Annotated in this window: 22 protein-coding genes; 2 read left to right on the top strand and 20 right to left on the bottom strand. The window is 59.7% G+C overall.

Features of this window, described 5'->3' with window-relative positions:
- Positions 1-10: 10 nt before the first annotated feature.
- The 20 genes from ACMLHZ_RS12255 to ACMLHZ_RS12160 all read right to left on the bottom strand — a co-directional run bounded on the left by ACMLHZ_RS12255 (position 11) and on the right by ACMLHZ_RS12160 (position 20,229).
- Complete coding sequence (locus ACMLHZ_RS12255; protein ID WP_418667976.1) at positions 11-1,456, bottom strand: DUF362 domain-containing protein; 1,446 nt, start codon at positions 1,454-1,456, stop codon at positions 11-13.
- A complete protein-coding gene (locus ACMLHZ_RS12250) occupies positions 1,453-2,367 on the bottom strand; it encodes an ATP-grasp fold amidoligase family protein (RefSeq protein ID WP_418667975.1) in 915 nt (304 codons plus the stop codon). Before ACMLHZ_RS12250 ends, ACMLHZ_RS12255 begins: the two co-directional genes overlap by 4 nt.
- Complete coding sequence (locus tag ACMLHZ_RS12245; protein WP_418667974.1) at positions 2,357-3,475, bottom strand: glycosyltransferase family 4 protein; 1,119 nt, start codon at positions 3,473-3,475, stop codon at positions 2,357-2,359. The genes ACMLHZ_RS12250 and ACMLHZ_RS12245 overlap by 11 nt, the downstream gene beginning before the upstream one ends.
- A complete protein-coding gene (locus ACMLHZ_RS12240; protein ID WP_418667973.1) occupies positions 3,444-4,886 on the bottom strand; it encodes a sugar transferase in 1,443 nt (480 codons plus the stop codon). Before ACMLHZ_RS12240 ends, ACMLHZ_RS12245 begins: the two co-directional genes overlap by 32 nt.
- 28 nt (positions 4,887-4,914) lie before the next feature.
- Complete coding sequence (locus tag ACMLHZ_RS12235; protein WP_418667972.1) at positions 4,915-5,820, bottom strand: M15 family metallopeptidase; 906 nt, start codon at positions 5,818-5,820, stop codon at positions 4,915-4,917.
- A 30-nt stretch (positions 5,821-5,850) separates the two neighbouring features.
- Entirely contained in the window at positions 5,851-6,735 is an 885-nt protein-coding gene (locus ACMLHZ_RS12230) for a hypothetical protein (protein WP_418667971.1), read from the bottom strand.
- Between the two features lie 25 nt (positions 6,736-6,760).
- Complete coding sequence (locus ACMLHZ_RS12225; protein ID WP_418667970.1) at positions 6,761-7,453, bottom strand: class D sortase; 693 nt, start codon at positions 7,451-7,453, stop codon at positions 6,761-6,763.
- A 157-nt stretch (positions 7,454-7,610) separates the two neighbouring features.
- A complete protein-coding gene (locus ACMLHZ_RS12220; RefSeq protein WP_418667969.1) occupies positions 7,611-8,222 on the bottom strand; it encodes a hypothetical protein in 612 nt (203 codons plus the stop codon).
- A gap of 70 nt (positions 8,223-8,292) precedes the next feature.
- Positions 8,293-9,048 carry a tyrosine-protein phosphatase gene (locus tag ACMLHZ_RS12215; RefSeq protein ID WP_418667968.1) on the bottom strand — a complete coding sequence of 252 codons (756 nt, stop codon included), beginning with the start codon at positions 9,046-9,048 and terminating at the stop codon, positions 8,293-8,295.
- Positions 9,049-9,063: 15 nt separating this feature from the next.
- Positions 9,064-9,807 (bottom strand): CpsD/CapB family tyrosine-protein kinase, encoded by a 744-nt coding sequence (locus ACMLHZ_RS12210; protein WP_418667967.1) that lies wholly within the window; start codon positions 9,805-9,807, stop codon positions 9,064-9,066.
- Between the two features lie 3 nt (positions 9,808-9,810).
- The gene (locus tag ACMLHZ_RS12205) at positions 9,811-10,497 is read right to left on the bottom strand and encodes a YveK family protein (RefSeq protein WP_418667966.1); all 687 of its coding nucleotides are present in this window, start codon (positions 10,495-10,497) and stop codon (positions 9,811-9,813) included.
- A 223-nt stretch (positions 10,498-10,720) separates the two neighbouring features.
- The gene (locus tag ACMLHZ_RS12200) at positions 10,721-11,422 is read right to left on the bottom strand and encodes a putative ABC transporter permease (RefSeq protein ID WP_418667965.1); all 702 of its coding nucleotides are present in this window, start codon (positions 11,420-11,422) and stop codon (positions 10,721-10,723) included.
- A 238-nt stretch (positions 11,423-11,660) separates the two neighbouring features.
- Positions 11,661-12,908: an RNA polymerase sigma factor RpoD gene (gene rpoD, locus ACMLHZ_RS12195; RefSeq protein ID WP_418667964.1), complete on the bottom strand. Its 1,248-nt coding sequence runs from the start codon at positions 12,906-12,908 to the stop codon at positions 11,661-11,663.
- Positions 12,909-13,013: 105 nt separating this feature from the next.
- Positions 13,014-14,771, bottom strand: a complete 1,758-nt coding sequence (gene dnaG, locus ACMLHZ_RS12190; protein ID WP_418667963.1) for a DNA primase — start codon at positions 14,769-14,771, stop codon at positions 13,014-13,016.
- Between the two features lie 36 nt (positions 14,772-14,807).
- Positions 14,808-15,812, bottom strand: a complete 1,005-nt coding sequence (locus tag ACMLHZ_RS12185; RefSeq protein ID WP_418667962.1) for a deoxyguanosinetriphosphate triphosphohydrolase — start codon at positions 15,810-15,812, stop codon at positions 14,808-14,810.
- Positions 15,813-15,998: 186 nt separating this feature from the next.
- Complete coding sequence (locus ACMLHZ_RS12180; RefSeq protein ID WP_418667961.1) at positions 15,999-16,619, bottom strand: IMPACT family protein; 621 nt, start codon at positions 16,617-16,619, stop codon at positions 15,999-16,001.
- Positions 16,620-16,729: 110 nt separating this feature from the next.
- Positions 16,730-16,933, bottom strand: a complete 204-nt coding sequence (rpmE, locus tag ACMLHZ_RS12175; RefSeq protein WP_177562677.1) for a 50S ribosomal protein L31 — start codon at positions 16,931-16,933, stop codon at positions 16,730-16,732.
- 221 nt (positions 16,934-17,154) lie between these two features.
- Positions 17,155-17,568, bottom strand: coding sequence for a hypothetical protein (locus tag ACMLHZ_RS12170; RefSeq protein WP_418667960.1), 414 nt, complete (start codon positions 17,566-17,568; stop codon positions 17,155-17,157).
- A gap of 11 nt (positions 17,569-17,579) precedes the next feature.
- Positions 17,580-18,392: a hypothetical protein gene (locus ACMLHZ_RS12165; protein WP_418667959.1), complete on the bottom strand. Its 813-nt coding sequence runs from the start codon at positions 18,390-18,392 to the stop codon at positions 17,580-17,582.
- A 124-nt stretch (positions 18,393-18,516) separates the two neighbouring features.
- The gene (locus ACMLHZ_RS12160) at positions 18,517-20,229 is read right to left on the bottom strand and encodes a phospho-sugar mutase (RefSeq protein ID WP_418667958.1); all 1,713 of its coding nucleotides are present in this window, start codon (positions 20,227-20,229) and stop codon (positions 18,517-18,519) included.
- Positions 20,230-20,413: 184 nt separating this feature from the next.
- Between ACMLHZ_RS12160 and ACMLHZ_RS12155 the strand changes: the two genes are divergently transcribed.
- Entirely contained in the window at positions 20,414-20,968 is a 555-nt protein-coding gene (locus ACMLHZ_RS12155) for a chromate transporter (RefSeq protein ID WP_418667957.1), read from the top strand.
- Between the two features lie 3 nt (positions 20,969-20,971).
- Positions 20,972-21,544 (top strand): chromate transporter, encoded by a 573-nt coding sequence (locus tag ACMLHZ_RS12150; RefSeq protein WP_418667956.1) that lies wholly within the window; start codon positions 20,972-20,974, stop codon positions 21,542-21,544.
- Position 21,545 lies beyond the last annotated feature (1 nt).

Genomic DNA, 21,545 nt, shown 5'->3' with positions numbered 1-21,545 from the left:
AAACTAGTTGTTATTCCAGCACTTCTTTCCACGCATCGTGTGGTTCAAATTTCCATTCCTCTGGAAAGAAAGTATTCTCCAGCGCAGTTGAATTTTCGCCGTTTATGGTTACCTTTGGTGATGTATAGGGAACAATGGCTTTACCGCCAGTTAGGTTCTTTATCAGCGGAATCCATGCAAAGTTAAATCCCATAAGTTTACAAAGTGTCGCATCAAAGGCGGCGGGATCCTCCCCGGCAATTACTATACCTGACTCTTTGGGAAATGGGCTTACCGGTCCATTACGCTGGCCGGCAATAATCATATCTCCGAAATTGAGCGTCACACGCTGCGGCTTTTCTTGCAGCGACCCGGTTTTATCTGCATAACAAACGATGTAATTCAAATCACAAATAGTGCGCCAAATCGTATCGTTACCATACCAACTGCCAATGTAATATGGATCTTTCCCAATCTTACACGCTGTCACCAGCGCAACACCGTAGACATATCGCAACAGTGTTGCATAAAAGAAATTGCCTGCATTCTCGGCACGAATCTTTCTTGTCAAGGCATCATCTGCCACACGTTTCAAGAAACTTTTATTTTGATAAGCATCCCCATGTTCTTCTACAGATCCGGCGGAACGATGCGGCAGGCACACTTTGTTATAGGTAATCCCCACCATGTTTTTCATGGAAGCCGTCAACCCAGCTAGCCGATGCGTCTTTGGTTTGCAGAAATTGACAACAACATCCGCTTCCAAAATTTCCTGAATGATTTCATAATTATGCACAGTGTTATGGTGAAACGCCGCAGTATCCGCCTTATCATAATCACTGACTTGATAGATTTGATTTGAGCCGGAACCAAAGTGTTGGGATTTCTCCCCCATGTGCACTATGACACCTTTAGTGGCATTCAGTCTCTTGCCAACAATAACCTTGTTGCCGTTGAACTTTGACTCATACTGTCGGAAATCCTTTAATTCCACTTCAATACCGTGCTGGCGGTAAAATGCCATTATCTTTGGCAGACCGCTCTTTTCAAGTAATGCATCAAAGTTGCATCCCTGCATGGGGGCATCTCCAACCAGCAAGCGCCCCTCCCCCTTCAGCGCAATCAGGCAGTAATCGCAAATCGCTCGTATACAGGATGGGTGGGTAATTAGGCATTCAAAACCATTTTCTTTGACCTGCCGGTTTTCATTTACGTGCATAACCAGATTGGGCTTGATAACGACAAAATCCCCTGGTTTAATATATATACCCAACGGATTCCAGGCCGAACTATCAAAGTGCTCTGTATCCAGCCCCATATGGAAAAGGCAATTCCTTATTAGTTCGTAGGCATCATTTCCGCTTGGATTGACTTCCATTTCGCCAAACTGATACTCAGGATAATTTTCCCCTGGATTAAAATCCCCAATAGGATATGTTGCGTTATTTTTATGCTCAATTGCAATAAGCGGTGTCATTGCTTCCTCGCTTTCGGCAGTTTGAACGCTTTCCCCATCAAAAAATCAAACTCGTCCGGGCCAAATTTCATATAGCCGCTGCCATCAAAAAAGGTTATTTCCCCAAACAGAATTTGCCCATCTTGATCATACAGGTCGATTCTCGCGTGGGGGAACGGTGCGGCCAGTGTTTCCGCACAGGTCAGCAGCTTAGCGTAGTTTGCAGGCTTTTCAATGGTGCGTTCCAACGGTTTCTCGTCCAAGCGGGTGTAGGGTAACAGTTCAAACTCCGGGGTATAGATCCCAAATCCTGCCTTTTGTCCCATCTTACGATCCGCTATGCCATAAACATAGGCGGCTTTTCCGTTAAAGCAGAAGAACTTGTAGTCGATCAGACCGCCTGTCGCAGGGTCAGAGGGGATATATTTTTCCACAATGATCCTGTTTTTCCCCTGATCGTAGACCCATTCGCGGCCCGGATGTTTCCCAGCAGTTGACTTGATCCATTGAGCCATTTTTTCAACAGTTTCAAGGATATTCAAACTGCTTTTATCCCTACAGATGATAACGCTGTTACCGCCGCCGCCAAGGGTATCTTTTAAAACGAACTGGTTCGGCAGCTCGTCAAAATCGATCTCTTTGGGATCATCGTATACTCCATATAATTCGTTCAAAATGCTGGCATATCCCTTTTCAGTCACATATTTACGCACTTCATATTTATCCACACATTGCGCCATTAGCGGATCACGGTAATTTAGTTTGTACCATTGCAGCTTTTCGGTGTAACGCTGGGGGTTATCCAAATTCAGTTTGCGTCCCATCTTAATTCGATACTGTAGCTTGAGCATCGTTTTATCCGGAATAAAACTAAGCGCCCGCATAATTTTCACCCGGGCCTGCCGGCTTTTAACAATTTTTTTATAGTCCACTTTTTACTGCCCCTACTGCCTTGCCTATTTCATCTAAGTAGGCATTCACCACGATCTGCCGGTCAAATTCTTTCTCCACTTTTCTGCGCCCCGCCAGCCCCATATCCCTGCGCTGCTCCCCGCTTAAAACAAGGAACTTTTCAATTTGCCGTATCAAATCCCCTGTGTCCTGCTGGCGGCACACAAATCCATTCACACCGTCTTCCACCACTTCCCGGCAGCCGCTGCGGTCGGTCGTTATGATCGGCCTGCCGCTGGCGGCGCTTTCCAGCAGCACATTGCTCAGCCCTTCCGGGTAATAAGTGGGGTGGATCGTGCAGCTGCTCATTGCCTGGAATGGCCGAACGTCCGGCTGCTGGCCATGATATACAATAATTCCCCGTTCTTCCATATCCTTTAGCCGTTCCAGATAGGCCGGGTCGTCGCATCCGCCGATCACATGGAACACCGTATTGGGGTAGTCGTTATGGATACACGCCGCTGCTTCCAGATATTGATCGATCCCTTTTTCTTTCATTATTCGCGAGATGAAAAGGAATTCTGTTGTGTCCCCTTGCGGATAAGGTAAAAGCTTAAACTGTTTCAGGCTCACCCCTGACCCCGGGATCAAGCGGTGATGCCCAGGGGCCATATGGCGCTCGTTGAAAAACGCCTCATTTTCGGTATTTTGAAAGAATACGCACCGCGCTTTTTTGACCCCTGCGCGGTACATCCTTACGGTCAGGTGTTGCAGCAGGCCGGGAACCTCCAAAGGGGTTCCCAAACCGCATACATTTACCAGATACGGGATTTTTTTGTGTGCGCAGGCAAGCCCTCCGTAAATATTCGGTTTGATGTTGTAGGTAAGTACCACGTCGGGTTTTTCTTTGTTCAAAAAAGCCAGGTATGTAAAAAGTATATTCAAATCTTTCATTGGGTTTTTACCGTGGCGCTCCACCCTGATTGCCAGCAGTTTGCAGCCCATTTCGCGCAGTTGCTGGGCGTGCTGCTTTTCTTCGCATACCACCACGACCGTATTGCCCTCTTCGATCAGCGCCTGCAGCAGCTCACGCCGCAAATTGTATACATAGGTGCTGTCATTGGCTAAAAGCATGACTTTTCGCTTCATTGACCTTCTCTTTCTCTCCATGCTTTTCCCACTCACTCCCCGCTGTCAAATGCTCTTCGCTTACCCCCGCCGTACTCTCCGGTAAGAAAAGGATCTTCACCGTCATCATCATGATCTTCAGATCGTTCGCCATCGACTGGTCGGCAATATACATCAAATCCATCTGCAGCTTGTCATACGGGGTGCTGTTGTAGCGGCCGTGCACCTGCGCGTAGCCGGTCAGGCCCGCCTTCACCTGCAGCCGCAGGTCGAATTCCGGCATCTGCTGCGCGTACTGCGCCGCGATCTCCGGGCGCTCGGGGCGGGGGCCCACCAGGCTCATGTCGCCCTTCAAAATGTTCAGCAGCTGGGGCAGCTCGTCGAACCGGATCATCCGTATCACCTTTCCAATGGGGGTGATGCGGTCGTCGTTCTCGCTGGCAAGGCGCGCCACGCCGTCCCGCTCCGCGTCCGGGCGCATGCTGCGGAACTTCAAAATCTCGAATTGTTTTCCGTCCTTGGTCAACCGGTATTGCTTATAAAACACCGGTCCCCTGTCGTACAGCTTGATGGCAATCGCCATCAAGACCATCAGCGGCCACAAAACCGCCAGCGTCGTCAGCGCGGCGCACAGATCCAGCGCCCGCTTTGCCGCCAGGTACCACATCGAAGCGTTGCTCCTGGCGCAGTAAAGGACCGGCACATTGAACATCTGCACCCGCTTTGCGCTGCTCACCAGCAGATCCCCCAGCTTGGGGCGCAGATACACCTGCACCCCCTGGCTCAAACAATCTTTCAAAATAACATTTCGGGTCGAACTTGCCACCCCGCACACGAACACCGCTTCGGCGGCCGTTGCCCGGATGGTCTGCAGCACCGCCTCCACGCCCCGGCCAATGGGCACTGTATCCACCACATAAAATTTCCACGGCATGCTGGCAATGCCCTCCAGCGGCGCGAGCGCCTCCTCCCCTTCGTACACGATCAGGGTGCGCTTGGGCGGGAAAAGGCGATTATTCAGCTTGTTGGCCACCCGGCTCCACAGAATGCCCAGCATAAAATTAAGCCCCGTGCACCCCAGCAGCGGCATGGGGTCCGGCAGGTGCCGCGTGAGCAGCCAGATCACCACATAGATCAGCCCGCCGGTCATCAGCAGGGCCACCCCCTGCGAATACACCAGCTCTGAGATGCGGGCCAGCCCCACCTGGAACCCCCCGTAAAGCCGGCATAAAACGATGAACAGCGCAAAGTACAGCCCGATCACCGCGATATTGCCCTTGCCATAAAAGGGCCTGTAGATCATCTGGGCGTAAAAGCCCTCCCAGGTGGCCGCGAAGATCGCGGTGGCAAGGCCCGCAAAGGCCAGCTTCACCACATGCAGCAGGGCGTTTTTATTGCGCGTCCTGCTGCTTGTTTTCGGGTCGGCCAACATACCAAAACGCCCCCCTTCCGCCTTCACCTTAGGCCAGATACAGGCTGTGATACTCGTTCAGCGTGAGCCCCTGCCCGTTCAAAAAGCGGGCCAGCTCGGCCCCCACATAGCGCCAGTGCCAGGGCTTCGGCTCCATGCCGGTCACCTCCTGCTTGCCCTCGGGGTATCGCAGAATGAACCCATACTCCGCCGCGTGCTCGGTCAGCCACTGGTACTCCGGCGTGCCCGCAAAGGCGGCTTGCCGCTGATCCGCCATCGCCACCAGATCCACCGCCAGGCCCGCGTTGTGCTCAGAATAGCCCGCCGGCTCCTCATAGCGCACGGCAGTGGCGTAAGCCTCCTCCGGCGCAAGGCCCTCGCCGCGCCAATAGGCCACCTCCTGCTCGTGCAGCTGGGTCTGGCGGGCGCGGCTGCGGAAGCCGGAATCGATCTTCAGCCGCATCCCCGCGTCGCTGGCGGCCTGCAGCATGTCCAGCAGCTCGGCCGAGGCGCGGGAATCAAAATAGTAGCCCACCGGGTCCACCAAGTCGGTCTCGGGGTCATAGCCCTCCGGCAGGGGGTGCTCCATATCCACCAAAATGGCAAACCAGTCGTCCGCGCTCACGGCCGGCCCCTCCGGGGTGGGCCCGGGGGTTGGTTCCGGCTCCGGCGTTGGCTCCGCCGGTGCCGCCGGCTGGCTCAAAGGCACCGAGACCGGCCCGGCCGCCGGCACGCCCTGGCTCCCCTTGCTTCTGCTCTTTGCCAGCAGCAGCACAGCAAACAGCGCGACCCCCGCCAGCAGCAGCCCCGCCACCCACACCACGGGCTTCACGCGCCGCCCGCCGCCTCTCCGGGCCGCTCCCGGTTGGGGCGGCTGGCCCGCGGCGGGGCTTCCTGCGGCCTGCTCGTGCTCGCGGCGCTCCTGGTCGGTAAAGAAATTCATCACATGCGGCATCTCTGCACACTCGCCCCTCCGGCTTTTGCCCTAAACTTCGTCCTCCTCCTGCATGCGGTACGCCTGCCGCCGCAGGGCCGCGCGGTAGCGCCTGCGCCCCCGCAGCCAGGCCACCAGCAGCACCGCCGCCGTCACCGCGCACAAAAGGCCAAAATACACAAAACTGAAAAGCACGCCGTCCACATACACCGCCAGCATATGCCGCAGGATGCGCGGCTCCAGGTTCAGCCGTTCCACCTCCAGCGTCAGGCCGGCGATGGCCGGAACAGCAAAGCTGAACACGGCCGCGGCGGAAAAGGGGTAGATGGTCCAGCGCAGCCGGGCGGGCCCGCTGCGCTGCAGGCCAAACAGCACCCCCAGCGCGGCCAGCGCCAAAAAGCCCAGCGCGGTCAGCACCATCCGGCTCAGGGTGTGCAGCTTCAGCAGATACGGTGCCAGCATGCCCGCCATGGGGATGCGCACGTAGTTCTCGTAATCCACCTGGCAGCCGTTCGCCAGGTCCTCAATGCCCGCGCGGATCTCGTCGTTCATCTCGATCCCCCGCTCGGCCAGGTTCTCTTCAATGGCGGCCAGCGCGGCGGCGGCCACCTCCGGGTGCGCCTGCGCGGTGCGCTCGCCCCTGTAAAAGCGCTCCACCTCGCTGAACAGGTCCTGCTGCACCTCATCCTCGGTAATAATGGCTCCCATCACGCTCTCGGGGATGCCCCCCGCGTTGCCGTAGCTTTTATAGTTCTGGTCCAGCTGATCCCACACATCCCGGTGGTACCCGCTCTCCAGGATCTGCGATTTCAAAAAGCTGGGGTTGTTCACGGTGCAGACCAGCACCCCCAACAGCACTGTCAGGCTCAGGGTAAGGCTCAGCAGCCAGCTTACCAGGGCGGTCAGGGCCGCGCGCATGTCCACTTTTTGTTTCATACCTTGCTTCCTCTCTCGCAGCCTTTCAGCGTGTGGGGTCCAGCACCGGGCCCGAGACGTATTCGCCGTACACGAAATAGCGCTGTGGGGTAAAGCCCAGCGCGTCGAAGGGGTAGCAGGTATATAGGATCAGGTTCTCGTCGGTGCGGGTGAAATCGTAGGTGGTGGTGTCCTGGTAATCCGCGATCTTCATTTCGGTCACCCGGTACACATACTCGCCGTAATGGGTCGAGATGTGCACCAGCGCCCCCTCCTGCACATCCTGCAGGCCGTTGAAAAAGGTGTTGTTATGGCCCGCCAAAAGAATGGTCTTCTGCTGGCCAGGAATGCCCGCGCCCGCCGAGTCGGCATAGGTGGCGGCGCCCCGGTTCAGCTGCTTTGTGGAATCGCCGTAATACAGCGGCGCGTCCACGCTGGTGCCCTCCACCGTGATCTGGCCGTACCGGTCGCCCTTTTGGGGGTAGGCGATCCCGCTCAAAGGGATCACCGCGGCCTCCTCCGGCTGCTCGCCGCTGTGGGCAATGCCCTCGGCAAGCCCCGCGTACAGGTCGGTGGGCTGGGGCTGCACCTGGTCGGAACACAGGTATTTCGCCAGCCCCACATAGGGGCTCAGGATCGGGCTTGCCACCAAAAACAGCAGCAGGCCGTTCAACAAAACAAAGCACAGCGGCGCCAGAAAAAAGCCCGCCGCCCTGCGTTCCTTGTGCGCGTGGTCCATCTTGAAAGCCCCCTTTGGAAACCCTTTTATAAAAACAGGCGCATGGGCGCCCGGTGATCTCAACGAAAGAAGAGGGGAGTTAGCACAATGGGTTCCTCCCCCCTGCCTTGCAAGGCCTTGACAATGCAAGGGGATGGTCTGCTAACAGGTTAACAGATCAGTCCAGTTTGCGAGCCTTCACGGTCGCCACGCCCAGCACGCCGGCAATGGCCAGAATGACCATCACCACAGCGGTGGTGTCAAAGCCGGTGGCCTTGATCACGCTGGAGGCTGCTGCGGCGGTGTTGCTGGTGGTGCTGCTGAAGCCGGAGCTGCCGCTGGTGTCCTTCACCTTCTGCGCAGTCGCATTGGCGGAAACATTCACGGAATTGCCACCATCCACGGTCACGGTGCCCTCAACGGTCACCTTGCCAGTCATGGGGTCCAGGCTCAGCTTGCTCACTGAAACGCTGATGCCGGTCACAGCGGCGTTCAGGCGGTCAACCGCATTGGTCAAAACCTGGTCCACAGTGCCCGCCGAAGCGGTGTTGTTCAACGCAGCCTCAACGTCGCTCCGAATCGCCTTCACAGCGTCGGTGTCCACAGTGATAGTGGCGCTACCCATAGCGCCCACCACCGCGTCAAACGCGCCCAGCAGTTCGCTGGGAACTTCGCCGCGCTTCGCAGCCAGCTGCGTCGCATTGTAGGTTGTCGTGCCTGCCGCCAACGCCGGCACGCACAAAGCGCAGGCCAGCACCAGCACCATCAGCAGTGCAAATACCTTTTTCATGGGAATCGTCCTCCTTTCCTCAAAAATTTATACAAAGCGGGCCCTTGCAGGCCTGCCTTATATAGCACGGTTAAAACCAGCGGCCAAACAGCTTTTTGGGCTGCCGGGGCTCGGGCAGGTCCGGTTCCAGGCCGTCAAACACGGCCTCCCCGGTCTGCACCAGCCGCTCCGCCGCCGCCTCGCCGCACCAGTCCCCCGCCTTGCGCAGGGCCTGGGGCAAAAGCGGGGGCCGCTTTTCCAGGGAATGTGTATCGGTGGCCAGGCAGTGCGCCAAATCCCACCGCAAAAGCTTTTGGATCATGGCGGCGCGGCTGCCGCCCTTCAGCAGGCTGCCCGCGTTCACCTGCAAAAGCACCCCCGCCTCGGCCAGCTCGTGCAGCCGCCGGGGGTCGCTCAGCATGTAAGGGTAGCGCTCTATATGCGCCAAAAGCGGGGTGATGCCCCGCAGCTGCAGCTCATAAAAAATGTCTTTGGCCCAGGCGGGGTAAAACGAGGGGTGGAACTCCACCAGCAGGTAGGGCGTGCCCGCAAGGCACAGGGGGTCAAGATCCAGGTCGGGCAGCTCCGGGCTGAAAAACACCTCGGCCCCCAGCTTCAGCCGCACCTGCAGCCCGGCCTCTGCCACCGCCGCCTCCAGCCGCTGGAACGCCTCGGCCCGCTTTTGGCAAAAGGCCTCCACCGTGGTGCGCTCGGCGTTGAAGTGCGGGGTCAGGGCAATGCGGTCCACCCCGCCCTCCAGCTGCGCGCGCAGCAGCGCCAGCGAATCTTCGGGCGTTTTGGCGCCGTCGTCCACCCCGGGCAGGATGTGGCTGTGCAGATCGACCATGGCCCTTCCCGCTCCTTACTTGTAATAGCCGTACTCGTACGAGTAGTAATATCCGGTATCCCGCGAGGTGCTCTTCAAATCGAACCCGTTCAGCACCGCGCCGATGATGTTCGTGTGGGTCGATTCCAGGTTCTTTTTCGCCAGCTGTGCCGACTCGATGGTGGCGTTGCCCTGGCTCACCACAAACAGCACGCCGTCCGCCAAGGTGCCCAACACCGCGGCGTCGGTCACCACCGAGGCGGGCGGTGTGTCCATAATGATATAATCGTATTGGCTCCCCAGGATCTGCAATATCTCCCCCATCCGGGCCGAGCCCAGCAGCTCGGCGGGGTTCGGCGGCACAATGCCCGCGGTGATCACATCGAAGTGCAGGTCGCTGAACCGCACCACCACGTCCGCCGGCGCCGCCTCGCCGCTCAGCAGGTTGCTCAGGCCCTGGGCGCGCCGGGTGATGCGCAGGTACTTGTGCAGCACCGGCTTGCGCAGGTCGCAGTCGATCAGCAGCACCTTCTTGCCGGTCTCGGCCAGCGACACACACAGGTTGATGGCCACGTTGCTCTTGCCCTCCCCGGGGATCGAGCTGGTCACCACGATCTTTTGGTATTTGTTGCTCACCGCCATGAAGTTCAGGTTGGTGCGCAGCGTCTTATACGCCTCCACATACTGAAAGGGCGCGGTCTTGGAGATGATCTGCAATTTGCGGGTGGAGCCCTGCTTTTTCTGGCTCTTTTTCCCAAACGAAAATCCTTTTAACTTCATGGCTCAGCCCTCCATCTCCACATGAGGGATGACCCCCAGCACGGTAAAGCCCAGATATTTCTGGATATCGTCGTCGGTCTTGAAGGTGTTGTTCAGCATCTCCCGCAAAAACACCACACCCACGCTCAGCACCAGCCCCAGCAGCCCGGCGATGGCCGTGTTCATCTTTTTGTTGGGCGAGACCGGCCTTTCCCCTGCCCGCGCCTCGCTGATTACCTTCACCGAGCCGGCTTCCACCTTGTCCTGGATGATGGGCGGGGCGATCTGTGTGATCGCCTCGGTAATGGCCTTGGCCTGGGCGGGGTTCTCATCCTGCACGGCGATCTTCATCACCTGGGTGGAATCCACCGCACTCACCGTCACCTTTTTTTCCAGCTGTTCATAGCTCAGCTCCAGCCCCAATTGGTCGATCACCTCGTCCAGCACCGTGTCGCTTTTTACGATGATGCTGTAGGTCGCCACCAGGTTTTTTGCCGTGGTGATCATGTCATTGGTCAGGTTGGCCGTTTGCTCCTGGCGCGAGTTCACGATCATCGTCGCGCTGGCCTCGTATTTCGGGGTGATCAAAAAGGTAGTCACGATAAATCCCAGCAGCGCACAGATCACCGTGCTGGCAACAATTGCCAGCAGATTGTTCTTAATTAAAAACAATATCTCGCGCAGATCGATCGTTTCATACTCCTGCTCCACTGTGGTTCCTCCCTGCGGCCAACTTCTTGGCGTTTTTGCCTTTAATTCCCATTGTTTTCCCCCTTAGGGGGAAAACAAAAAAGGGTACCCTTTTTTGGCATTTCTTCACATGTTCTTCATCAATATAACACAAATTGCCGGCGGATTCAAGAAGAGAGCCGCTTTCTCCCGCAAAAAGGGGAGAGCCTCCACCGTTCGGCAGAGGGCTCTCCCCTTTTACAGGCTATTTAAATTCCATGTTGGCGTAGATGCGCTGCATCCGTTCGTCCGGGTAATGTTCGTCCATGTAACTGCCCAGGGCCGTGGCCGGCGCGATGCTTTGGGTCCGCTCGACCCAGCGCTCCACCGCCACCGCGCTCATCACCGCGTTAAAGATCATAAACACCGTCAGCAGCCAGGTCAGGGGCTTGCCGATCTTGTTGGGGATCTTCAAAATCAGCCCCGTCAGCCTGGGGTACACGTCCTTCACCCAGGCGATGGCCAGAATGCCCCAAAACAGCGAATACAGCAGGTTGATGCGGCCGTTCAGGTTAAAGGGCATGGCCGAGTAATCCCACGAGGTCGAGCCGAACATCACCTCCTGCACCCAGCTGCACACATATTCCACCACGCTGCCCAGCACCGCGCCCCCCAGCAGGATCAGGGAGTCCCGCTTGCCCCGCAGCCAGTAAAGGCCTACACACAGGCTCAGCGCGCCGAACCCATATACCAGGTTAAAGGGCCCGTAAATCAAACCCACCCGGCTTTCGTAATGGCCGCGGGTCACAATGCACCAGATGGTCTCGATGACCACCCCCAAAAAGCAGCCGATGAAAAACACCCAAAACAACTTATAATAATTAAGCCCCCGGGCAAAATGCCGGGTCTTTTTTTCCTCACGCTCGATCTCTTTCAGGTCGGGCGCTCTGAGCCACCGCAAATCCATTTCTGTTTCCTCCCCAGTTGCGGGCGCCTGCCCGCAGCTTTTACACTAATATAACGAGGATACCATAAAAAGCCTTTCAGGGAAAGTGACAAATCCCTGTTTCAGGCAAAACCGCACCGTTCGGATAAGGTTTTTACTCAAAGCGTCAAACGCCGCCGGGCGTCCTGCGCAAAAACAGCGCCCCGGGGGCGAAAAACGCTCCGGGGCGCTGCCTGGGGCCGGCCTGGGCCGGCGGGAATCAATCCAAAAAGTCCTTGAGTTTTTTCGAGCGGCTGGGGTGGCGCAGCTTGCGCAGGGCTTTGGCCTCGATCTGCCGGATGCGCTCGCGGGTCACCTCGAACTCGTGCCCCACCTCTTCCAGGGTGCGGGGGCGGCCGTCCTCCAGGCCAAAGCGCAGGCGCAGAACCTTTTCTTCCCGGGGGGTCAGGGTGGACAGCACGCTGGAAAGCTGCTCTTTCAGCAGGGTATGGCTGGCGGCCTCGGCCGGCACAGGGGCGTCCTCATCCGGGATGAAGTCGCCCAGGTGGCTGTCCTCCTCTTCGCCGATGGGCGTTTCCAGGCTCACGGGCTCCTGCGCCACCCGCATGATCTCCCGCACCTTTTCCACCGGCATTTCCAGCGCGTCGCTGATCTCATCGGCCGTGGGCTCATGGCCGTTCTGGTGCAGCAGCTGGCTCGATACCTTTTTCACCTTGTTGATGGTCTCGACCATATGCACCGGAATGCGGATGGTGCGGGCCTGGTCGGCAATGGCGCGGGTGATGGCCTGCCGGATCCACCAGGTGGCATAGGTAGAGAACTTAAAGCCCTTTGTGTGGTCGAACTTTTCCACCGCCTTGATCAGGCCCAGGTTCCCCTCCTGAATCAGGTCCAGGAACTGCATCCCGCGGCCCACATACCGCTTGGCAATGGACACCACCAGCCGCAGGTTGGCCTCCGAAAGGCGCTGTTTTGCGCGCTCGCCCCGGCGGGCGGCGGTGTCCAGCCTGCCCAGCTCGGCCAGCTGTTCACGGGTGAGCACGGCGCGGGCCTGCTCCATCTGCTCCTTGCGCTCCACCACCGAAAGCGTCTGGTCCGCCTCGATGCGGCAGATCTCAGGGAACTGGGCGGTGCGCTTTTCCTGCGCCTCGCCCCCGGCCAGAATATCCAGCGCCAGCCGGATCTCCTCGTCGCTGCTCAGCAGGGGCACGCGGCCAATCTCTTTCAAATAGACCTTTACGGGGTCGTCGATGGCAACCCCCTCCGCCGACAGGGCGCTCTCGAACAAATCCACGCTCTCTTCGGTCAGGGTAAAGGTCTCGGCCTCGGGGTCGGGCTCCTCCACGATCTCAATTCCATGGCCCTCCATGGTTTCGTAGAGCTTGTCGATCTGCTCCACGTCAAACCCGCTCTCCTCGATAGCGTCGTTGATCTCTTTTGTGGTGAGCTTTCCGTTGCGCTTGCCGGTCTCGATGAGTTCGCGGATCACGTTTTTCTTTTCAGCCATAATGCTATACTTCCTCCTGATAGGTACTACTTTCCGGTCTCCCCTGCGGGGCTATGTTCAGGCCCAATGGGCAAAGGCGCGGGGGCGCTGTGCGCCTCGCGCCGCTCACTGCTTTTTTTCGCGCAGCCGCGCGAAATATTCTTCCAGCTCCTGTTCGCTCATGCGTCCGGCTTCCACGCTTTTGGGCACGCTCTGCTCAATGCGGTCCAGATACAGCTCCAGGTCCTTTTTGCCCAGCGCCACATCGTAATTGCGTGCCAAAAGCCGCGAGAGCAGGCTCACCGTATCTTCCGGCAGGCGGGTTGCCAGCACCGCCAGTTCGGGCGCCGCGCCCTCGTCGGCGCAGGCAAGCACGGCCCGGTAGGCGTCGGCCATATCCTGCATCAAAAAGCGCTCGGGCCCCACCCGTGCCCGGGCGACGGGGATGAGCGACGGGTCCTTGATCAGGGCTGTAACAAGCTGCTGCTCGGCGCTGGCCACCCCCAAAGCCTTTTCGCCCCCGGGGGCGTTGTAGGGCAGCTTGATGTCCGCCCCGGCGCCCTGGCCCAGCAGCCCCTGCTGGCGCTGGCGCTCGGCCCTGCGCCGGCCGGCTTTCACCGCCGCGTCCAGCTGCGCCAGAACAGCGCTTTTGGCCACATCGGTCTCCTCGGCCAACCGGCCCGCATACACGTCCCTCTCGGTGGGTGTCACCTTGCCCGCCAGCAGCTTGATGGCATCCTTGATGTATTCCACCCGGTCTGCCGGCCGGCCAAGGTCGTATTTCTCCCGCACCTTGGCAAGCTTGTACTCAATGGCATTGGCCGTGCCGTTCAGCAGGCTCTCAAACCGCTCTTTGCCGTACTTTTTGATGAATTCGTCCGGGTCCTTTGCGCCGGGGATGTTCAGCACCGAAACCTTAACCGGGCTCTCTGCAAAAAGGCCCAGGCTGCGGGCGGTGGCCTTTTGGCCCGCCTCGTCCGAATCGTAGCAGAGCACCACCTCGTCGGCGTATTCGCCCAACATGCGCACCTGGTCGGGGGTCAAAGCGGTGCCGCAGGCGGCCACCGCCGTGTTGAAACCCGCCTGGTGCAGGCTGATCACGTCCATATAGCCCTCGCACAGGATATATCTGCGGCTGGGCTCTTTTTTGGCAATGTTCAGCGCGAACATCGCCTTGCTCTTTTTGTACACCAGCGTTTCCGGGCTGTTGATGTATTTAGGCTTTTCATCGCCCAGCACGCGGCCGCCGAAGGCGATCACGTTCCCCCGCAAATCAAAGATGGGGGTCATCACCCGGCCCCGGAACGCGTCGTACACATTGCCCTTTTCGCTGCGCTTTACAATGCCGGAGGCCAGCATCTCCTCCTCGGAAAAGCCAAGGCCCCGCAAATGGCGCCGCATGGCCGAAAAGTCGTTGGGGGCGTACCCCAGGCCGAAGCGGCGGATGGTGGAATCGGACAGGCCGCGCCCCCGCCAATAAGCGCGGGCCGCCTTGGCTTCCTCGGTGTCGGCGTTGAGCTGCTCGTAAAAAAAGCGCGCCGCCGCCCGGTTGATGCCCAGCACCCGGCTGCGCAGCCGGCCCACCTTGTCGTCCTCTTCGGGCAGGGGCATGCCCGCCCGCCCGGCCAAAAGCTTCACCGCCTCCACATAGTCCAGGTTGCTGATCTTTTTGATGAAGGTGATCACGTCGCCCCCGGCCCCGCAGCCGAAGCAATAAAAACTCTGGGTCTCGGGGTAAACCACAAACGAGGGCGTTTTCTCGCTGTGAAACGGGCACAAACCGGTGTGAGTGCGGCCCCGGTGGCGCAGCTGCACATAGCTGCCCACCACGTCGGTGATGTCGTTGCGGCGCACCACCTCCTCCACATATTCGTGCGGGATCACGGCCCTGCCCCCTTCCGCCCGGCTGCTTTTGCCGGTTTAAAGTACGTGCCACTTTTGGGGCACAAAAAAGTCCTCGAAGGTGCGGATGGCGAACTCGTCGCTCATGCCGCTGATATAGTCGGTCACGGCCCGGTCGGTGCCCTGCTGGTACACGATCTGCAGAAAGCCGTCCGGCAAAAGGTTCGGATTGGTCACAAACCGCTCATACAGCTCTGCGATCACCTTTTCCACCTTTTGTTCCTCGCGCTTTGCCTGCTTGTCCACATACACGGTGGAATACATAAAATCGTGCAGCGCCTCGTACGCCTCGCCCACCTCGGGGCTGAACGCCAGGTCGGCAGGGGTGCTGTGCTCCACCAGGTCGGAGATCAGGGTGGTGATGCGCACGCCCTTGGTTGCGCCCAGCACCTGCACGATCTCCTTGGGCAGTGCGTCCGGGCGCAGCACGCCGGCGGTGATGGCGTCCTCAATGTCGTGGTTCATATAAGCAATGCGGTCTGCATAGCGCACCGCCCGCCCCTCCAGGGTGGCGGCCCACTTGCCGCGGGTGTGGCAGATAAAGCCGTTGCGCACCTCCCAGGTAAGGTTCAGGCCCTGAAAGTTCTTTTCCAGCTTGTCCACCACCCGCACGCTCTGCTGGTAGTGTTTAAAACCACCGGGGCACAAAGCGTTCAGCGCTCGCTCGCCCGCGTGGCCGAAGGGCGTGTGCCCCAGATCGTGCCCCAGGGCAATGGCCTCGGTCAGGTCCTCGTTCAGGCGCAGCGCCCGGGCGATGGTGCGGGCGATCTGGTTCACCTCCAGCGTGTGGGTGAGCCGGGTGCGGTAGTGGTCGCCCTCGGGCGAAAGGAACACCTGCGTTTTTTGTTTGAGCCGGCGGAAGGACTTGCAGTGGATGATCCGGTCCCGGTCGCGCTGGTAGCAGGTGCGCAGGGGGCAGGCCTCCTCCGGCCGCAGGCGGCCCCGGCTGTTTTCGCTCAGGGCAGCGCCGGGCGCCAGGGTCATGCGCTCGATCTCCTGGGTGCGCTCGCGCACTGTGGGCATAACCTTCACCTCCTGGGTCAAACGGGCGCGCCCCGCGCACCGGCAGGGCATGCCCCAATAATAAGACTGCATAAGTATATACGATACATTGCCCCAAAACCCTTTGGATAAACTGTAAATTTTTTGCGAAGTCACAAGTTTTGCCGCGCCCGCCCCGGCAAGGGGGGCGAAGCGCGGCGGCAAACGTCAAAAAGGCGCGTAAAAGGGCGGCGAAACCTGTGGCGCCGCCGCGCCGCGGGTCAGCTCGGCAAAGGCGGGCAGCAGCGGCGCCTCGGCCCCGGCAGGCAGGGTGGCGCGCAGGGTGACCAGCTGCCCGAATTGCGGCTCGGCCAGCTTTGCGCCCGCGCTGCGCAAAAGCAGCACCGCCCGCTCATACATCGAATATTCCAGCTCCAGGCTCAAGGTAACACAGGCCCGCACCGTGACCACCCGGGCGGCGGCCAGCGCGCGGGCCGCGCTTTCGGTGTAGGCGCGCACCAGGCCCCCTGTGCCCAGCAGCGTGCCCCCAAAATAGCGGGTCACCACCACGATGCAGTCGGTAAGGCCCGCATGCTGAATGGCCCCCAGCACCGGCAGGCCAGCCGTTTTGGCGGGCTCCCCGTCATCGGAATAGCGGGTTCGGGCGCCCTCGCGCAGCACATAGGCGTACACGTTGTGGCTGGCCGTGCGGTTGGCGGCGCGCACGGTCTCCAAAAACGCCAGCGCCGCCTCTTCCCCGCCGGCAAAAGCCGCCCGGGCAATAAAGCGGCTGCGTTTTTCTTCCAGCTCGGCGGCCGCCTCCCCCTGGATGGTGCGGTAATCCTGCATGGGCGTTTCCTCCCCTTTTGTACAACTCTCCCCGCGCGGCGGCGCACAGGGCGCTGAACACAACAAAAAAGGCGGTTTGAAATCAAACCGCCTTTTGGCTTTTGCGATGCTTACTTCTTCAGGCCGAAACGCTTGTTGAAGCGGTCCACGCGTCCGCCGGTGTCGACCAGCTTCTGCTTGCCGGTGTAGAAGGGATGGCATTTGGAGCAAACCTCCACGCGGATCTCGGGCCGGGTGGAGCGGGTGTGGATGACCTCGCCGCAAGCGCAGGTGATGGTGCAGTCCACGTACTTGGGATGGATACCCTCTTTCATTACGGTTCACCTCTTTCTGGTTTATGACTACGGGGGCCATGCTTGATACATGTGCCCATCACAACCTTCATTGGAGGCTACCAGCACGCGCCATCCTGTGCGCATGGAGCAGCCGTCGGAACGATTGCCAAAACAGTATAGCACAAGCGCCCACAGCCTGTCAACCATTCGCTTTGCAAGTCCCTGTCCGGCTCCCTAAGGCCGGCCCGATCAACAGAACCTCACAGATTTTTATCCAGCAGTCTGTTGGCGTAGGCGTTCAGCGCTTCGCAAGGCCCATATTGGGTCTTGTACCCAACGCCATCGATCACAAGAAATGGGTTATATGCCATAATCTCCGTCTGCGTCCCATCCGCCAGGGTGATCGCAAATGTCACTGCCTGACCGGCGTACTGCGTGTAAGAATTGTCTTCATGATAGATCACAACAGCGTCCAAATAGCTTGCCAGTTCTTCCAGGTCTGTAATCTGGACGGTTCGATCCGGGGGCGACAATCTCACAAAAGCGGACGTGATGTCTCCCGGCTCCAACCCTTTAAACGGCTTTTGGCCCGCCATGCGTGTAAAAAGCAGGATCCCGCCGACCACGGCCGCCAAACAAATTCCCGCTGCGGGCAAAAGCTTGCTTTTCCTCATAAAAACACCTCTCACGCAATGGCATGCGCGCCCACCTCATACGTCCAGCCGCCCGCCGCGCCCTTCGCGGCTCTGGCGGTGCAGTTCTGGAAAAAATAAGCGCCAAGGCCGCTGCGCCATTTCTGGGCGTCGAATTCAAAGCGGTCGGCGGCGGTCGGCGTGTTTTCCGCCGCATGAAAGGCAAAAAAGCAGCCCTCCGGCCATACCAGCCCCTCTTTTTGGATGTATCCCTGCTCTGCCAGCTCTTCCCAGGTGCCCTGTAAAGGGTTCTGCACGCCCCGCAGCTCCCCAAAGCGCCAGGCAATACCCGCCCGCTCCGCGGCATTCGGCACAAGGGCGGGGTCAATGTCCACCCCCAGCTCCACCACGCCGTCGTTCAGGCCCTCGTCGGTGTTCCACAGCTCATCGAATACCTCCAGCACCAGGCCGCAGCGGTCGTCCGCCCCCTGGCTTTGGGCGCGAATTTCACTCACACCGGAAAAGCCTGCGGGGTAGCTCTCCTGCACCTGGCCGTCAAAGTACACGGTCACCAGCATGCCGTCGGCAAGGTCTGCGGCCACGGCCGGCCGGTCGTCCAGGAACAGAGGCGTTTCGCCCACCCCCAACCGATACAGGCCCTCATCTTCCCCCTGGCCCGCCAGCAGCAGCACGCCGTCGGCCGCGCCGTCCACAATGCGGCAGGTGACCGCCACCGCGTCTCCCCCGGCCTCGCAGGGGTCCCAGGGATCCGGGGTGCCCGCCGGGCCGCTGCCCGGCGCGGCGCACCCCGCCAGCAGCGCAAGGCAGCCGGCTGCCAGCAGCGCAGCCAAACCTTTGTGTTTCATCCCATCCAGCCTCCTTTTTTGGTTCCTTTTACTCTGGATACGCTGCGCGCAAGCGTTTTATTGCACAGAACGCGAAAAGGGCGGCGCTGTTTTCCACAGCGCCGCCCGAATGCGGTTTAAAACGTCAGGCAAGCACAGGCCCCAGCGCCGCGGCCAGAGCTTCCTTTTGGGCCTCGGCGGCGGCAAGATCCTTGCCCAGGGTGGTGAAATAGGTCTTGATCTTGGGTTCGGTGCCGCTGGGGCGCACCACCACCGCGGCGCCCCCCTCCAGCGCGTAGATCAGCACGTTTGCGGCAGGCAGCCCGGTGGGCTGTGTGTTTCCGGTGGCCAGCTCGGTCACGGTGCCCTTTTCATAATCGGCCACCGTGAGCACCCTGTAGCCCGCAAATTCGCGGGGGGGCTGGCTGCGCAGCTTTTCCATGATGGCGGCCATTTTGTCCATGCCGGAAAGGCCCGGGAACTCGAAGGAGTCCACCTTGTTCAAATAGCGGCCGTACTGGGTGTAAATGCGTTCCAGCTTCTCCTTGATGGAGGAACCCTTGCTGCGGTAATAGGCGGCCATCTCGCAGATCAGCATGCTGCCGATCACCGCGTCCTTATCCCGCACATAGCTGCCCGCCAGGTAGCCGTAGCTCTCCTCGAAGCCAAAGATGAACCGCTCCACCTCGCCCGCAGCCTCCAGCTTTGCGATCTGGTCGCCGATCCACTTGAAACCGGTGAGCACGTTGCGGCACTCCACACCATAGTGGGCCGCAACCACATCCGCTAAAGGGGTGGACACGATGCTCTTTACCATCACCGGGTCCTCCGGCATGGTGCCGTTTTCCAGGCGGGCGGCGCAGATGTAATCCAGCAGCAGCACGCCCACCTCGTTGCCGCTGAGCAGCTCGTAGCTGCCGTTTTTGCAGCGCACCGCAATGCCCACACGGTCGGCGTCCGGGTCGGTGGCCAGCATCAGGTCGGCGCCGTTTTTCTCGGCCAGCTCCAGCCCCAGGCGCAGCGCCTCGAAGATCTCCGGGTTCGGGTAGGGGCAGGTGGGGAAATTGCCGTCCGGGTCCTTTTGCTCGGGCACAATGGTAATATCCGTGATGCCGATATCCCCCAGAACCCGCATCACCGGCACCAGGCCGCTGCCGTTCAGCGGGCTGTACACCAGCTTGAGCCCCGCGTTGGCGCACAGGCCGGGCCGCACCTGGCGGCTTTCGATGGCGGCGTACAGGGCCTCGCAGCAATCCTCGCCCACATACTGGATCAGCCCCTCGGCCAGCCCCTCTTCAAAGGGCATGGCCTTTGCGCCGGTCAGCACGTCGGTCTTCTGGATCTCGGCGTACACCACATCGGCCGCCTCGTCGGTCATCTGGCAGCCGTCCGGCCCATAGGCCTTATAGCCGTTGTATTTTGCCGGGTTGTGGCTGGCCGTTACCATGATGCCCGCATTGCAATTGTAATAACGGGTGGCAAAGCTCAGGGCCGGCACCGGCATCAGCGCGCTGTAAATGCGCACCTTAACCCCGTTTGCGGCCAGCACCTCGGCCGCGGCGCGGGCAAACACGTCGCTTTTGTTGCGGCTGTCGAAGCTGATGGCCACGGTCTGGCTGCCGCCCTGGGTCCTGACCCAGTTTGCCAGGCCCTGGGTTGCCTGGCGGATCACGTACACGTTCATCCGGTTGGTCCCGGCGCCGATCACGCCCCGCAGCCCGGCGGTGCCGAACTTCAGCGAAACGGCGAACCGGTCCTTGATGGCCTCGTCGTCGCCCGCCACGCTCTCCAGCTCGGGCTTCAGGTCAGGGTCGCTGAGCTCGTGGGCAAGCCAGCGCTCGTATTCTGCTTTATACATTGCACACACCTGCTTTTTGTGATGTCCGGCACTTTTTGTATAAAGTGTCCAGTTTCTTCTATTGTAAGGCAGGCGGGGGCGAATGTCAATCGAACCGGGTCGGTTTTGGCAAGGTTTGGCTTGCGGGCGCACCCGCCTGCGTGGTATGCTTATTCCAGTGCTTTATAAAGGGAAGTGGTTTTGCGTGCGGGACTATCTGGAGCTGTTCCTCACCTTTGCAAAGATCGGCAGCGTGACCTTTGGCGGCGGCTACGCCATGCTGCCCATTCTGGAGCGGGAGTGCGTTGAAAAGCGCGGCTGGGTCACCGAAGAGGACCTGGCCGACTATTTTGCCATCGGGCAGTGCACCCCCGGCATCATTGCGGTGAACGTGTCCACCTTTGTGGGCAACAAGCGCAAGGGGCCCCTGGGCGGGGTGGTGGCCACGGTGGGTTTTGCCTTTGTGCCCATCATCCTGCTGTCGCTCATTGCGGCGGGGCTGGGCTATCTGCTCACCTACCCCGTGGTGCGCAGCGCGTTCGCAGGCATCCGGGTGTGCGTGTGCGTGCTGATCCTGAACGCGGTGCTGCGCCTGTGGAAAAAGTCCGTTCTCGACAAAAAGACCTTTGCCATCTTTGCGGTGATCTTTGTTTTGTCCGTTTTCGGCGACCTGCTTCCCATCGGCGTCAGCCCCGCGGTTTACGTGGTGGCGGCTGCGGCGGCCGGCATCCTGCTGAAAAGGCCGGAAGGAGGGCGGTGAGGCATGCTGTGGACCTATCTGCGCCTGTTTTATGAATTTGCCAAGGCGGGCCTGTTCGCGGTGGGCGGCGGCCTTGCCACCCTGCCCTTTCTCTACAACATTGCCGACACCACCGGCTGGTACACCCACGCAGACGTTGCCAACATGATCGCGGTGAGCGAGTCCACCCCCGGCGCGCTGGGCATCAACATGGCCACCTATGCCGGCTACCTGACCGCAGGCGTGCCGGGCGGCGTGGTCGCCACGCTGGGGCTCATTTCGCCCTCCATCGTCATCATCCTTGTCATCGCCCGCATGCTGAAGCGCTTTCAGAACAGCCCGCTGGTACAGCGCGGCTTTTATGGGCTGCGCCCCGCCTCCATCGCGCTGGTGGCCGCGGCGGGAATGAGCGTGTTCAAGGTGACCATGCTGGACCTGCCCGCCTTCGCGGCCAGCGGCAGCCCGGGGGATCTGTTTGTATGGAAGGCGCTGGCATTGGGGGTATTTTTGTTCTGGGCCCAGCGCAAATTCAAAAAGATCCATCCCATCGCGTTCATTGCATTTGCCGGGCTGGTGGGCGCAGTATTCAGTTTTTAAA

The sequence above is a fragment of the Allofournierella sp. genome (genome assembly GCF_048388525.1).
In the GTDB taxonomy this organism is placed as follows: Bacteria; Bacillota; Clostridia; order Oscillospirales; family Ruminococcaceae; genus BQOK01.
The sequence above is the reverse complement of the archived record's forward strand: the minus strand, read 5'-3'. Positions and strand labels throughout refer to the sequence as shown.